The organism is Streptomyces sp. NPDC002209 (assembly GCF_042890265.1).
Lineage (GTDB): Bacteria > Actinomycetota > Actinomycetes > Streptomycetales > Streptomycetaceae > Streptomyces.
Genome location: NZ_JBIARX010000023.1, coordinates 18,781 through 33,121, shown reverse-complemented (window position 1 = coordinate 33,121; position 14,341 = coordinate 18,781). Strand labels below are relative to the sequence as shown.

Annotated in this window: 12 protein-coding genes; 9 read left to right on the top strand and 3 right to left on the bottom strand. The window is 73.3% G+C overall.

What is annotated here, in order from left to right; genetic code table 11:
• The first annotated feature begins 194 nt into the window (after nucleotides 1-194).
• Nucleotides 195-1,676, top strand: coding sequence for a hypothetical protein (locus tag ACFYXK_RS30185; RefSeq protein WP_389414004.1), 1,482 nt, complete (start codon nucleotides 195-197; stop codon nucleotides 1,674-1,676).
• Between the two features lie 102 nt (nucleotides 1,677-1,778).
• Here ACFYXK_RS30185 and ACFYXK_RS30180 read toward each other — a convergent pair whose 3' ends face one another.
• Nucleotides 1,779-3,200, bottom strand: coding sequence for a PP2C family protein-serine/threonine phosphatase (locus ACFYXK_RS30180; RefSeq protein ID WP_389414003.1), 1,422 nt, complete (start codon nucleotides 3,198-3,200; stop codon nucleotides 1,779-1,781).
• A gap of 219 nt (nucleotides 3,201-3,419) precedes the next feature.
• Nucleotides 3,420-3,668 (bottom strand): SCO4226 family nickel-binding protein, encoded by a 249-nt coding sequence (locus ACFYXK_RS30175; protein WP_389414002.1) that lies wholly within the window; start codon nucleotides 3,666-3,668, stop codon nucleotides 3,420-3,422.
• Nucleotides 3,669-3,987: 319 nt separating this feature from the next.
• Here ACFYXK_RS30175 and ACFYXK_RS30170 point away from each other — a divergent pair, with 319 nt between their 5' ends.
• From ACFYXK_RS30170 to ACFYXK_RS30155, 4 genes are all read left to right on the top strand, one after another.
• Nucleotides 3,988-6,198 (top strand): molybdopterin cofactor-binding domain-containing protein, encoded by a 2,211-nt coding sequence (locus ACFYXK_RS30170; RefSeq protein ID WP_389414001.1) that lies wholly within the window; start codon nucleotides 3,988-3,990, stop codon nucleotides 6,196-6,198.
• Between the two features lie 29 nt (nucleotides 6,199-6,227).
• A complete protein-coding gene (locus ACFYXK_RS30165) occupies nucleotides 6,228-6,683 on the top strand; it encodes a (2Fe-2S)-binding protein (RefSeq protein WP_389414000.1) in 456 nt (151 codons plus the stop codon).
• A 311-nt stretch (nucleotides 6,684-6,994) separates the two neighbouring features.
• On the top strand, nucleotides 6,995-8,395 hold the full coding sequence (locus tag ACFYXK_RS30160) for a helix-turn-helix domain-containing protein (protein ID WP_389413999.1): 1,401 nt from the start codon (nucleotides 6,995-6,997) through the stop codon (nucleotides 8,393-8,395).
• A gap of 51 nt (nucleotides 8,396-8,446) precedes the next feature.
• A complete protein-coding gene (locus tag ACFYXK_RS30155) occupies nucleotides 8,447-10,399 on the top strand; it encodes an APC family permease (protein WP_389413998.1) in 1,953 nt (650 codons plus the stop codon).
• Between the two features lie 2 nt (nucleotides 10,400-10,401).
• Here the strand turns inward: ACFYXK_RS30155 and ACFYXK_RS30150 are convergent, their stop codons facing one another.
• Nucleotides 10,402-11,619 carry a PucR family transcriptional regulator gene (locus ACFYXK_RS30150; RefSeq protein WP_389413997.1) on the bottom strand — a complete coding sequence of 406 codons (1,218 nt, stop codon included), beginning with the start codon at nucleotides 11,617-11,619 and terminating at the stop codon, nucleotides 10,402-10,404.
• 296 nt (nucleotides 11,620-11,915) lie between these two features.
• Here ACFYXK_RS30150 and ACFYXK_RS30145 point away from each other — a divergent pair, with 296 nt between their 5' ends.
• The 4 genes from ACFYXK_RS30145 (at nucleotide 11,916) to ACFYXK_RS30130 (ending at nucleotide 14,332) form a co-directional block, all read left to right on the top strand.
• Entirely contained in the window at nucleotides 11,916-12,527 is a 612-nt protein-coding gene (locus ACFYXK_RS30145) for a DUF6461 domain-containing protein (RefSeq protein ID WP_389414050.1), read from the top strand.
• 162 nt (nucleotides 12,528-12,689) lie between these two features.
• Nucleotides 12,690-12,932, top strand: a complete 243-nt coding sequence (locus ACFYXK_RS30140; RefSeq protein ID WP_383511404.1) for a helix-turn-helix domain-containing protein — start codon at nucleotides 12,690-12,692, stop codon at nucleotides 12,930-12,932.
• Nucleotides 12,933-13,139: 207 nt separating this feature from the next.
• A complete protein-coding gene (locus ACFYXK_RS30135) occupies nucleotides 13,140-13,544 on the top strand; it encodes a hypothetical protein (protein WP_389413996.1) in 405 nt (134 codons plus the stop codon).
• A complete protein-coding gene (locus ACFYXK_RS30130) occupies nucleotides 13,541-14,332 on the top strand; it encodes a transcriptional regulator (protein ID WP_389413995.1) in 792 nt (263 codons plus the stop codon). Before ACFYXK_RS30135 ends, ACFYXK_RS30130 begins: the two co-directional genes overlap by 4 nt.
• The last annotated feature ends 9 nt before the right edge of the window (nucleotides 14,333-14,341 follow it).

The following is a 14,341-nucleotide window of genomic DNA, read 5'->3' as shown; positions in this document are numbered from 1 at the left end:
TACGCCGCCCCGCCGGTCCCGTACTTCACCCTGGGGAGTTCCGCCCGGAGACCGGGTCGGGGAGGCGCATTCCTACCTGACACCCGGCCGTGGGTGGCGGACCACGAAGCGTGCCCTGGCGAAGCCTGGCGAATATGCGCGGGGCCCCTGACGGAGGGCTACTGTCAAATCAGCCGAGAACCTGGGGGCTTGACGTGAGCAAAGGACCAAACACCCGCCTGAACGACTTGTTCGGCCTGGCCGGCTGGTCGAAGGGTGAGCTGGCGAGGATGGTCAACCGGCAGGCGGCGGCCATGGGCCACCACCAGCTGGCGACCGACACCTCGCGGGTGCGGCGCTGGATCGACATGGGGGAGACCCCGCGCGAACCGGTGCCCACCGTACTGGCAGCCCTGTTCACCGAGCGGCTCGGTCGTGTCGTGACCATCGAGGACCTCGGGTTCGTACGGCAGCGGCGCACCTCCAAACGGCAGCCGGACGGGGCGAAGGAGAACCCCGACGGAATGCCCTGGGCGCCCGAACGCACAGCCGCGGTCCTCACCGAATTCACGGGAATGGACCTCATGCTCAACCGACGCGGTCTGATGGGCGCGGGTGTCGCGCTCACCGCAGGCTCCGCCCTCACCCACGCCATGAACGACTGGCTGCACACCGATCCCGCCCCGGCCAAGGCCCCACAGACCTTCGGCGACTCCTTCCAGGCCGACCCGGTCGGCTACGACCGCTACGAGGCCGCCCCCATCGGCTCCCAGGAGATCGAGGCCCTGGAGCGCTCCGTGGAGGTCTTCCGCGCCTGGGACGCCTCCCGGGGGGGCGGACTGCAGCGCAAAGCCGTGGTCGGCCAGCTCAACGAGGTCGGCGGCATGCTCGCGTACCACCACCCCGACCACCTGCAGCGGCGGCTGTGGGGCGTGGCGGCCAACCTCGCCGTGCTGGCGGGCTGGATGTCCCACGACGTGGGTCTCGAACCCACCGCGCAGAAGTACTTCGTCATCGCCGCGCACGCCGCCCGGGAGGGCGGGGACCGGCCGCGGGCGGGCGAAGCGCTGTCCCGGGCGGCGCGCCAGATGGTCCACCTGGGCAAGCCGCACGAGGCCCTCGACCTCATGAAGCTGGCGCAGTCGGGCTCAGGCGAGCAGACCCTGCCCCGCACCCGCGCCATGCTGCACACCATCGAGGCCTGGGCACAGGCCGCCATGGGCAAGGGACAGGCGATGCGCCGCACCCTCGGGGAGGCCGAGGACCTGTTCGTGTCGGACAAGGGCGACGTGCCCCCGCCGTCGTGGATGCAGAACTTCGACGAGGCGGACATGCACGGCATGCAGGCCCTGGCGTTCCGCACCCTCGCCGAACACGACCCCTCGGTCGCGCCGATCGCCCAGCGGCACGCCCGGGAGGCGCTTCGGCTGCGGTCCGGCGGCCACCAGCGCTCGCAGATCTTCGACTACATCTCCATGGCCTCGGCCTGCTTCATCGCCGACGACCCGGAGCAGGCCGACCGCTACGCCCGGCTCGCGCTGGTCTCGATGAACGAGACCTCCTCGCACCGGACTTGGGACCGGCTGCGCGAGATGTACCGGCTCACCGGCCAGTACGCCGGGTACGCGCGCATCGAGGACCTGCGCGCGGAGATCAAAATGGCCCTGCCGAACAGCCCGACGCAGCGCACCGTCTAGGCCTTGCGCGGGAACCCCGCGCCGGTGCGCGCACCGGCACCCGTACGGAGAAGAGAAAGGCCGCGCCTCCCGGCGCGGCCCTGAAGAGTCACCGACCGGCGCTCAGCCGCCGACCCTGGCCACCAGGACGCAGGCGTCGTCCTCGCGTTCGCTCTCGCCGAATTCCTCGACCACCATCCGCACGCAGTCCTGAGCCGACCGCGCCGCCGTGAACCGCGGCGCGAGGGCCAGCAGCCGCTCGGTGCCGTCCGCCCGGCTGAACTCGATGCTGCGCGGCGTCAGTCCGTCCGTGTGCAGGACGAGTACGTCGCCGGCCTGCAGGCGTTCCTCGGCCTGCCCGTACGCCGCCCCGGAGGTCGCGCCCAGCAGTACGCCCTCCGGCGGCTGCAAGGCGCGGCCCGAGCTGCCGCGGAACAGCAGCGGGGCGGGATGGCCGGCCTGCGCCCAGGACAGCACACGGCGCGCGGGATCGTAGCGGCAGCAAACGGCCGAGCCGAGCGCCGGCTGTACGGAGGTCTCCAGGAGCTGGTTGAGCCAGCCCATCAGCGGGCCGGGCTCGATCCCCGCCATGGCCATGCCGCGCAGGGCGCCCAGCATCATCGCCATCCCGGAGGTGGCCGTCACCCCGTGCCCGGTCAGGTCACCGACCGTCAACAGCGAGCAGCTGCCGGGTAGTTCGAGCGCGTCGTACCAGTCCCCGCCGATCAGGGCGCTCGTCGTGGAGGGCAGGTAGTGCGCGGCGACGTCGAGCGCTCCGGTGGTGTGGTGCGGGAACCGCAGGGAGCCGCGCCACGGGGGGAGCACGGCTTCCTGCAGCTCGACCGCCAGCCGGTGCTCGGTCTGTGCGATCTCCCGCCGGCGCTGCAGCGAGTCACGGGACTCGCGTACGGCGCGCTGGCTTCGGCGCAGCTCACTCACGTCCCGGAGCACGGCCCACATGGAGGCCGTGCAGCCGTCGGAGTCGAGCACCGGCTCGCCTCGCATGTGCAGCGTCCGGACGCGGCCGTCGGCCCGGACGATGCGGAACTCGCCGTCGATCGGTTTGCCGTCGACCAGACAGGCCGTCACCATCGAGGTGAGCAGCGGCTGGTCCTCGGAGAAGAGCGTGGAGCCGAGTTCGTCGAGGGGGAGCGGTCCCGCCTCGGGCGAGCGACCGAAGATCTGGAACAGCTCCTCGGACCAGTTGACCTCGTCGGTGAGCAGGTTCCACTCGGCGCTGCCGACACGGGTCTGCTGGGGCTCGGTCCCGGCCGCCGGCGCCCCCTCGGGGAGCTCCTCGAGTTCGGGTGCGGGCGGCAGGCCTTCCTTGAGCTGTCCCAGGTGCTCGCGCAGGTCGTCGAGGTGGTGTACGGCGAGGTCGCACAGGGCGCGCTGCCAGCGGCCCTGGGCGTCGTCGTCGTCGACGACGGTGTCGCGGCGCACCGCGTCGACCTCGCCGCGCAGCCAACGGGTCTGCGAGATCAGGGCGTCCACCGAACCGGAGGGCGGCTGCGCGGGACGGTCCGCGAAGAGGTGGGACGGCATGAGAACTCCGATACAGGCGGCGCGGCACGGCCAAGTCTGAAGGAAGGACCGGTTACGACTGTTGCACAGGCGGCGACGGCCCGTAAGGCGTTTGGCAACATCCGTAATGTCGTTGCTTCTGGCATATGCCAAGGGCCTCCCGGCCCCCCCTTCGTCTGTACGAACGTTTCCGGTCAGCCCTGCCGGCATCCCGTCGGCGGTCCCGTGCCGCCCCGGGTCTCACACGACGAGCGGCACCGGGTGGATCTCGCTGGCCGGGTGCCCCGTGCGCTCGTGGATCCGCTTCACCGCCTCCGCGGACGGCGCCTCGGACAGGCAGTACACCGTGCCGGACTCCGGGTCGGCCCAGGCGCGCTCGAAGTGCACCTTCTCGTCGCCCTCGATCGCAAGGTCCGCCTTGTGGGCGGCCATCAGCTCCGCTTCGGTGATGCCCTTCATGCCGTGGTGGACATCCATGAACATCGTCACCGCCGCACACCTCCTCATGTGTCTTTGCGAGTGCAGTCCTCGCTCCTCCCATCGTCCCCCCGCGGCCGGAAACCGGCCCTCCGGAGGAGGCGGATCGATCGTACGGACGAGATGTACGAGACCTCCGGGCGGCAGAACCCGTACCCGAGCCGGATCAACACCCCCGCGGGAGTACCCCCCGAACGAAGGACCCCTGCCCGCGCGGCCGGTAACGCCGCCCCGCTTCCCACCCCACCCCGTGATCGCTACTCTACGTGCCGGTAACGAGTCGGAGGAGGTCCGCGAACGCGGGCCCGTGCAGGGGTTGGGACACAGCAACATGACCGGGCAGAGCCGCCGCTCCTTCCTCACGTACCTCGTCGCGGCGCCGACGCTCGCCCTCGTCACCCGGGCCGGAGCCGACGTCCTCGCCCCGCAGCCCGCCCACGCCGTGGTCCCGAGCCTGCCCGCCCCGGCCGATCTGGTGGACCTCGGCGACCTGTTCATCCTGGCCGGCGCGCCCACCTCCGCCCTGCTGGCGCTCGCCGTGGAGGCGGACGGGACCATCCGCTTCCGCCTGCCGCGCGAGGAGGTCGGCCAGGGGCTCACCACCGCCGTCGCCATGCTCGTCGCGGAGGAGCTCGACGCGCCGCTGGCCGCCGTCCGCGTGGAACTGGACGACGCGCGGCCCGAGCTGCTGTTCAACCAGCTCACCGGAAGCTCCAACTCCATCCGCTCCCTCTACGGGCCGGTCCGGCAGGCCGCCGCCACCGCCCGGGCCCGCCTGGTCGCGGCGGCCGCCCGCCGGTGGGGCCTCGCCGCCTCCTCGCTGACCACCGCGAACGGCGCCGTACGGGCCCCCGACGGACGCACGGCCGACTACGGCAGCCTCTCCGCGGCCGCCGCCGACCCCACCCTGATCGTCCTCGGCGCCACCCCGAAGAAGGCGGCGAAGCACTCCCTCGTCGGCAGGCCCACCGGCCGGATCGACGCCCGCGCCATGGTCACCGGCGCCCAGCAGTACACCCTCGACCTCGACGTGCCCGGCGCCAAGCCCTGCGTGGTGCGCCGCCCGCCCTCCCTCGGCGGCAGCGTGAAGGCCGTCGCCAACCTGGCCGCCGTCCGGGCCATGCCCGGCGTCCTGCACGTCGTGACCATCCCGACCGGCGTCGCCGTCGTCGCCGAGACCTTCGGGCAGGCCCTCGACGCCAAGGCAGCCCTCCAGGTCACCTGGGGTCCCGGTCCCGCAGACCAGCTCTCGGACGCGCAGGTCCGCGCCAAGCTGCGCGCCGCCACCCCGCCGCTGCTGGTGCCGCCGCTGCTCACCCCGTACGTCGACGCCGAGTTCGACTTCGCCTTCGTCAGCCACGCGCCCATGGAGACCAACTCCGCGGTGGCCGACGTACGGGACGACCGCGCCGAGATCTGGTCCGGGCTGAAGTCCCCGATCGTGGCCCGGGAGACCATCGCCGCCGACCTCGGCCTGCCGCTGGACAAGGTCACGGTGCACGTGGTCCAGGCCGGCGGCTCCTTCGGGCGGCGGCTCTTCTTCGACGCGGCCCTGGAGGCCGCCCGCGTCTCCAAGGCCTGCCGCCGTCCCGTCCGGCTGATGTGGACCCGCGTCGACGACACCCGGCACGGCCGGATGCGCCCCGCCACCCACCACAAGATCCGCGCCACCCATCTGCTGGGCGAGGTGCTCAGCTTCGAGCACCGGGTGGCCGCCGCCGAGACCGACTTCCGGCACGGGCTCGGCGAGATCATCACCGCCACCGCCGCCAGCCTGCCGCTCGGCATCGGCAACGCGACCCTGGCGCAGACCCTGTTCCACACCACGGTCAAGTCCCCCTACCACTTCGGGCTCACCACCCACGGGCTCAGCGAGGTGCCCACCGGCATACCGACCGGCTCCTGGCGCTCGGTGTACTCCGCCAACACCCGGGGCGCCGAGGAGATCGTGGTCGACGAACTCGCGGCGCGGACCGGCAAGGACCCGTACGAGTTCCGGCGCGCCTTCCTGAAGACCGCCGCCCAGCGCGCGGTGCTCGACAAGGCGGCGACCGAGGGGGAGTGGGGACGGCCGATGCCGGCGGGCTGCGCGCAGGGCATCGCCTTCCACGACGAGTACAAGTCCCGCACCGCCTGCCTGGTCGAGATCGACGCCCGCGACCCGGAGCACGTCCGCGTCACCAAGGCCGTCATCGCGGTCGACGTGGGCCTGCCCGTCAACCCGCGCGGACTGGAGGCCCAGATGATCGGCGGCCTCACCGACGCGATCTCCACCACCCTGAAGGCCGGGCTGCACCTGGACAAGGGGCTGCCGCTGGAGGGCAGTTACAGCCAGTTCCACTGGGCCCGGCAGCGCGACACCCCGCAGGACGTGCGGGTCTTCGTGCTGCCGGCCACCGGGGAGGAGCCGGGCGGTGCGGGCGAGCTCGGCGTACCCGCCGCGGTGGGCGCCATCGCCAATGCCTGGGCCCGGGCCACCGGCAACAAGCCGCGCAGCTTCCCCCTCGACTTCGACGTCGACTTCACCCCGTACCCCCGCTAGAACAGCCCGTCAGTTCAGGAGAGTCCGCCGTGCCCTCGCACACCTTCACCGTCAACGGGCAGAGCGTCACCGTGGACGCGCCCGACGATCTGCCCCTGCTGTGGGTGCTCCGCGACATGCTGGGCGTGCGCGGCCCCAAGTACGGCTGCGGCGTGGACGTCTGCAAGGCCTGCACCAGCCATCTCGACGGGGCGGACATCCGCCCGTGCGTGGTGCCGGTCGCCGCGTGCGCCGGCAAGACGGTGACCACCATCGAAGGGCTGGCGAACGGGGACGAGCTGCACCCCGTGCAGGAGGCCTGGCTCGAACAGGACGTCGCCCAGTGCGGTTTCTGCCAGCCCGGCCAGATCATGGCCGCCGTCGCCCTGCTGAAGCGCACCGGCGCGCCCACGGACGAGGACATCGACGCCATCGCCAACATCTGCCGCTGCGGCACCTACTTCCGCATCCGGGAGGCCATCCGCAGCGCGGCCGCCCGGATGTGAGCGCCCGGGCGCGAGCGAGAGGGGCCCCGGGGACTCCCCCGTCGATCCCGGGGCCCGACCGCTCGCGGTCAAACCTAGGCGGCCGGTTGCCGGTTCGCAGGGTCCGCCGTGCACAGTGACCGGGCGGGAGGGGTATCACCGAGCACAGTGATGCGCCGGGTGGTTGACTGCGACAGCGCGACCCGGACCGAAGGGAACCTCTCATTTCGCACCCGCCCATCCCGCACACGCCGGCGGACCGGACCCGCAGCCGGTCCGAGGACGTCCTCAAACTGCACCGGCTCGCCCAATCCCGCGGCTCGGCCGCGCTGTTGCAGTGGCTCGCCGCCCGGCTGGGCGGCTGGACCGGCGTGGTGGACGCCGGCGCACCCGCGGGTCCGGAGCTCGCCGTCCGCGGGGCCGCGGAGCTGCACGCCCGGGGCGTGCGCTCGGCCGTCCTGCACGGCGAACGCTCGGCCGCGCTGCTGTTCGCGCTCGACGGGAGCCGTGCGCTGGCCGCCGTACTGGACCTGCCGCACCACCCGGGAGCGTCCGCCCTGCTCGCGGACGCCGCCGCCGTACTGGCCCTCGTCCTGCGGGCCGAGGAGGCCGAGCGGCGCGAGGAGCGGGCCGAACTCGCCGAATCACGGGCGCGTGAGGCCGTCCTGCACCTGCTGATGAACGGCCGGCTCTCCACCGCCCACCAGATCGCCGAGGCGCTCTGCCCCTCGCTGCCCGAGCCGATGCGGATGTACGTCGTGGAGTGCCGGGCCGGGGCGCGCGGCGAGGTGGCCCGGCTCTGCGAGGAGCTGACGGGCGGCCGGGCCTGGATCGTGCGCTGCCCGGTGTACGTGCGCCACCTCATCGTCCTGGTCCCCGGCGACCTCGCGGCGGTCTCGGCCGAGCACGATCCGCTGGCCGAGGCGCTGGTGGCGGCGGTCGGCGACTGCACCGTCGGGGCCAGCACGGAACTGCCGCTGCGCGAGGCCCCGGCCGCCTACACCCAGGCCTTCCACGCCCTGGCCGTCGCCCGCGGCCGCGTAGGGCGCCGTGCCCGCTTCGGCCCCGGGCCCGAGCTGGAGCTGGCCGCCCATGCGGCCGGGACCGGCTGGGCCGAGGCGCTGCTCGCACCCCTGCACACGTACGTGCCCCGGCGCCCCCAGGACCCCGGCGCGCAGGAGCTGCGGGCCACCGCGCACGCGTGGCTGAACTTCTGCTCGCACGCGACGCGGCTGCTGAAGATCCACCGCAACACCCTGGCCACCCGGCTGCGCCTGATCGAGTCGGTGCTCGGCACGGACCTCGCGCGGCTCCCCGAGCAGGCGGCGCTCTCGCTCGCGCTGCGGCTGACCCCGGGCGGGGCGGGCGGCGGCGCGGGGGCTTCCCCGGGCGCCGGCGCGCGGGCTCCCCGCGCCGGCGCGGCCGGCGCTGCGGACGGCCTGGACGGCGTACTGCGCCACCCCGACCTGGCGGCCTGGGCCCGCGCGCACCTGGCGCCGCTGACCGGGCGGGACGCCCCGCCCGGCGCCCGGGAGACCGTACGGGCCTGGCTGCTCCACGACGCGCAGCTGGTCCCGGCGGCGGCCGCGCTCGGCATCTCGGTGCCGGGCACGCGCAAGCGGCTGTCCCGGATCGAGGCGCTGCTGGAGCGCTCGCTGCTGCGCTCGCCGAGCGCACGGCACGACCTGTGGCTGGCTCACCGGGCCGAGGAACTGGCCGGGTTCGCGCCATGACACAGTCCAGATAAGGGACAAAGTGCATGAAACATGCACGATCATGCCGGGATGAGGCGTATCAATCTGAAGCGCGTGCTGGTGGGCGAACCGCTCGACACCGCGCGACTGGGCGAGACCCTGCTGCCCAAACGGCTCGCGCTGCCGATCTTCTGCAGCGACCCGCTCTCCTCGGTGGCCTACGCCACCGAGGAGATCCTGCTGATCCTCGCCCTCGGCGGCGTCGCGCTGCTCCACCTCGCCTGGTACGCGGCCGCCGCCATCGTCTTCCTGATGATCGTGGTCGTCGCCTCCTACCGGCAGACCTGTTACGCCTATCCCGGCGGCGGCGGTGCGTACATCGTCAGCTCCGAGAACCTCGGCCAGACCGCCGCGCTGACGGCCGCCAGCGCGCTGCTCGTCGACTACGTCATGACCGTCGCCGTCTCCGTGGTCTCCGGCGTGGACGCCATCACCTCTGCGATCCCCTCCCTCAGCGACCACGAAGTCGTCCTGTCGGTCGGGTTCGTGGTGCTGCTGACGATGATGAACCTGCGCGGCGTACGGGAGTCGGGACGCATCTTCGCCATTCCGACCTACGGGTTCGTCCTCGTCATCTACGTCATGTTCGCCGTGGCGGCGGTCCGGCTGGCGAGCGGCGCGACCATCCGCGCCGAGTCCGCCGACCTCCCCATCACCGCCGAGGGCACGTTCACCGGCCTGGGCCTGGTGCTCCTCGCGATGCGCGCCTTCGCCTCCGGCTGTACGGCGCTCACCGGTGTCGAGGCGATCAGCAACGGCGTGCCCGCCTTCCGGAAGCCCAAGAGCCGCAACGCCGCCAACACCCTGGCCGTGATGGGCGTCCTGTCGGTGACCATGTTCCTCGGCATCACCATCCTGGCCATGGTGTACGAGGTGCACGTCGCCGCCGACCCGACGGAGCTGGGCCTGCCGCCGGGCACGCCGATGTCCACCGCGCTCGCCCAGATCGGCCGAGCCACCTTCGGGAACTGGCACTTCCTCTTCTACCTGCTCCAGGCCGTCACCGCGGGCGTGCTGATCCTCGCCGCGAACACCGCCTTCAACGGCTTCCCGATGCTCGCCTCGATCCTGGCCAAGGACCGGTACGCGCCGCGCCAGCTCTTCAACCGCGGCGACCGGCTCGTCTACTCCAACGGCATCGTGCTGCTCGCGCTCGTCGCCGTCGCCCTCATCGTCTCCTTCGACGCCCAGCTGACCCGCCTCATCCAGCTCTACATCATCGGCGTCTTCGTCTCCTTCACCCTCTCCCAGGCGGGCATGGTCCGGCACTGGCGGCGGGAGCTCGCCTCCCCGGCCACGCCCCGGGAGCAGCGGATCCACATCCACCGCCGGAGGGCGATCAACGCGGTCGGCGCCACCCTGACCGCGGTGGTCCTGGTCATCGTCCTGCTCACCAAGTTCACGCACGGCGCCTGGCTGGTCGTCATCGCGATGCCGCTGCTGTTCGTCGGCATGAAGGGGGTCCGCCGGCACTACGACCGGGTCTCGGCCCAGGTCGCCGTCGCCCCCGGGGTCAAACCGCGCAAACCCTCCCGCCACCACGTACTGGTGCTGGTCGCCAACGTGCACGCCCCGACGCTGAAGGCGCTCGGCTACGCGCAGGCGCTGCGGCCGGACACCCTCACGGCCGTCACCGTCGCCGCCGACGAGGAGGACGCGCGCCGGCTGCGCGAGGCCTGGGCGGAACACGACCCGGGCGTCCCGCTGAAGATCCTGCACTCCCCGTACCGCGAGGTCGTCGGGCCGGTGCTCGCGCACATCCAGGAGCTGGCCGCCGCCGAGGGGACGGACATCCTGTCCGTGGTGATCCCCGAATACGTGGTCGGGCACTGGTGGGAGCAGCCGCTGCACAACCAGAACGCGCTCCGGCTGAAGGCGAGGCTGCTGTTCACCCCGGGCGTCGCGGTGATCGACGTACCGTACCTGCTCGAGTCGGCCCGGCCGGCCGCGCCGCACGAGCCGGCGGAGTCGACGAGGGCCTGACGTCAGCCGCTGCGGCGCGGGGCGCGGCCGGCCGGCTTCGCCCCCGGTGCGGCCCCCTCGCCGGCGGCCCGCTGGAGCACCGCCGCATGGGCCAGCGCCAGCTCCACCACGTGCGCCGGGTCGGACAGCGTGCGGCCGGTCAGCTGCTCGAGGCGCCGCAGCCGGTTCGAGACGGTGTTGCGGTGGCAGTACAGCCGCTGGGCGGCGTACGTCGTCGAGCCCTGGCAGGTCAGCCAGGTGCCCAGCGTGTTCAGCAGCACCCGGCGGTCCTCCGCGGGCAGCGCCAGTACCGGCCCCAGCACCACCTGCCGCAGCCGGCCCGCGAGTTCGGCCTGCGAGGCGACCAGCGCCGTCGGCAGCCGCTCGTCCAGCAGCGCGGTGCACGGACCGCCGGACGCCGGGACGGTGCGCAGCGCCAGCGCGGCCAGCCAGCGCGCCCGCGCCAGGTCGCCGGGGGTCTCCACGACCGGGCTGACCCCGGCCCGGGCTCCGAGCGGGCCGAGCAGCTCCCGTACGGACTCCAGCGGATGGTGGCCCAGCTCCACCAGGCCGGTCTCGCCGTCGGCGCGGATCCGCCACAGCACCCGCAGGCCGCTCGCGGCCGGCTCGCCGGAGCCGCCCGAGCCGCCCGCCCCGAGCACGACGACCGCGAACCGGCCGCGCTCGGGCAGCCCCAGCTGGGCAGCCGCCTCCGAGACCGCGGGCCCGTCCGACGGACCCGCGCCGTCGAGCAGCGCGTCCAGGAGGGCGGCCCGGCGCTCCCGGTCGCGGTCCCAGCGCGCGGCCTCCGTACGGCGGTACGCGTCGGCCACCGCGTCCGTCAGCTGGTCCAGTACGTCCCACAGCACGGCCGCGGCCGGCAGCAGCCGGGGCAGCGCCGCCGGATCGTGCGCGGCCACGGCCTCGTTGAGGGCCTGCCACACCAGCCGGCCACCGCGCCGGTAGGTGCGCAGCAACGAGGCGAGCGGCAGGCCCTGTTCCGCGCGGAGCGTGCCGGTGGCGCGCGCATCGGCGAGTTCCACGGGCAGCCCCCGGACGCCGAGGACCAGACCCTCGACGGCCTGCCGCAGGTTGTGGTGGATCCGCTCGCGCAGCTCGGCCCGGCCGAGCAGGGCGGCGTACGCCGGGTCCTCGGCCAGCGTCCGGTCGGCGAGCCGGTCCGCCGTCACCGCGATGCGGCGCGACAGGTCCTCTCGTATCTCCTCGATGATCCGCTCCATGACGGGCAGCGTGACACGTGGGAAGCGTTCGAGGGGAGGGTCCGGACCGTGCCGCATCCGCCGGCGTGTCCGAATCACTGCATGTGGAGTGGCCACCGTGCGTGCTCCGCAGTCCGGACACCGGCAGGGAACCGCCCATGCCCGTACGGCTCCTGCACCGCGTCGGCGCTGCTCGAGCCGTACCCGCTGGAGGAACTCGTGGGGACGATGGTCGAGCGCCTCCTCCCGGAGCGCCCCGCGCACTGATTATTGTGCCGGTGGGGAGTGCCCGCACGACGCGCGGAGGGACCGTGGAGATGACCGGCGGCTCGGGCGGCGGCATACGGTGGCTGGCGGACTGGGACGGCTGGTACGCCGGCCTCACCTTCGCCCGCGGCATAACACCCGGCGAACTCGCGCTGCGCCTCGGCGCGCTGCCGGGCATCCGGCCCGGCCCGCTGGGCGCGACGGACGCCTGGAGCATGGTGACCGAGAGCATGGACGGCGACGGCGTGGCCCGCGTCGGCAGCTGGGGCGGCTGGTCCTTCGCCGTCGAGCACGGCATGCCGGCCGGGGCGGAGCGACTGTCCGAGGTCTCCCGGTCCGGCGTCGAGGCCGTCCACCTCGACCCACAGCCGGACCACCCGCCCAAGCAGTTCGCGTACGCCCGGGACGGCGAGATCGTGTGCTGCTTCGGCCTCGGCGAGGAGGGCTGGCGCGGCGGCCACCGGCCGGACTTCCTGCTCCCGGAACTGGTCGCGGCGGGGATCCTCGCCCCGGACGGCACCCACGCCCGCCCCGAGGACGAACCCTGCGCGGACCGCGACCGCCGCACCCTCGCCGTCCTCGAACACCGCTTCGCCCTGTCCCTGCCCCGCCACCTGATCGAGGACACCCCCCTCCCGGCCTTCGTGACGTGCACCCAATAGCCCGCGCCCGGGCCGGAGTGCGGCGTTTTGCCCGACTGTGGGGGGAGCGGAGCCGAAGCGTGGTGATCTTATGCCCGGAAGTGCGCGAGTCAGCTGGGATTGCGGGCGGTAAGCGACTTTTATGGGGGTGCCAGGACTCGTACCGGAGCAGGGGGAGTATTCATGGGCACCGACGGAAGCCAGAAGGACAGCGCACCCACCCTGATCGGTTCCGTGCAGCGCGCGCTGCGCCTCGTCGAGGCGATGTACGCCGAGGGCGGGGCGACGGCCAAACGGCTCGCGCGGGTCACCGGCATTCCGCTGCCCACCGTGTACCACCTGCTGCGCACCCTCACCCACGAGGGATACGTGGAGCGCGAGGGCGGCGCGTTCCGGCTCGCGGAGCATCTTCCGCTTGCTTCCTGAGCGCCCGTGCGCTCTTGCGCGATCTGCGGCCGTGATCAACATTCGTGATCAGAAGTCGACGGGTTCCGGCCAAGCTGTCGCGTGGTTCTGTGCATGTTCCCGCGGAAAATGCCAGAAGCCCCTTCCGTGCTGTGGAACGTGAGTAAGTTCCCTCCTGTCGCGCCGTAGACCGTGCACTTCGCACGTCTGGCCGGGAGGGGAGCCCGCGTGCCCGGGATCGACGAATGCCTGCTCGAAGCCATGGCCCTGCCTGGTGCGCGGGGGGCCGCGCTGGTCGACTGGAGCAGCGGACTGGCCCTCGGCACCGCCGGGGACTCGCCGGTCGGCGACCACGAGACCACCGCCGCCGAGACCGCCGAGCTGGCCCGGGCGGCCGCCGAGTACGAGTCCTTCGCCCAGCCGGCCCCGGACTCCGCCCAGGGCGAGCCCGCCGGCCTGCCGGTGGAGGACCTGATCGTCACCACCCGGACCGGCTACCACGTCCTCCGGTTCGTCGAGACGAGCTTCGACAGCAGCGTCTTCCTCCACCTGTGGCTGGACCGCGCCGACGGCAACCTCGCCCTCGCCCGGCACAGACTCCGCGCCCTCGCCGAGGGGCTGGTCCTCAGATGACCGCCGCCCAGGTCGGCGGGCTCCCCGCCGTGGCCATCTCCCCCCTGCTCACCCGGCTCGCCGCCGAGCGCGCCACCGGCGCCCTGCTCCGCGACCGCGGCACCCTCTTCCTGGAGGACGGCCGCATCGTGCACGCCGAGAGCCCGGCCACCCCCGGCCTCGACGTCCTCCTCACCACCGGTGGCGGTCTGGCCCCCGAGCGCTGGCGCGAGGCGGTGGACCGGGCCGGCGCCCGCCGCCAGGTCGCCCGCTTCCTCGTCGACAGCGGCGGCCTCGCCGGCGGAGAGCTGGAGATCTGCCATCTCGCCGCGATATTCGACGCCGCCTTCTTCGCCCTGTCCCCGGGCACCGGGCCCTCCCGGTTCCGCCGCGGGGCCACCCACTGGATCGGCTCCGTCCGCTCGGTCCCGGCCGCCGCCGTCGAGCGGGAGACCCGGCGCCGGCGGGAACTGCTCGACGCCGTGTGGCCGTACCCGCTGCTGGACACCTCCCCCGTGGTGCCGCGGACCGCCGCCCCCGGCCAGACCGTCACCGCGCGCCAGCGGATCCTGCTGGGCCAGGCGGACGGCGTACGGACCCCCGCGGACCTCGCCTGGGTGCTGGGCCGGCCGGCGTTCCACACGCTGCTCGACGTACGGCGCCTCGCGGCGGCCGGACTGGTCGAGACCCCCCATGCGCCGGTCCTGGCACCGGTCGAAACACCCCTGCCCGACTGGATGACCCAGACCCAATCCCCGGACGTGGCGCTGCTTCGCCGGTTACGCGACGCACTGGAGGCAAGCCTGTGAGGCTCCCGC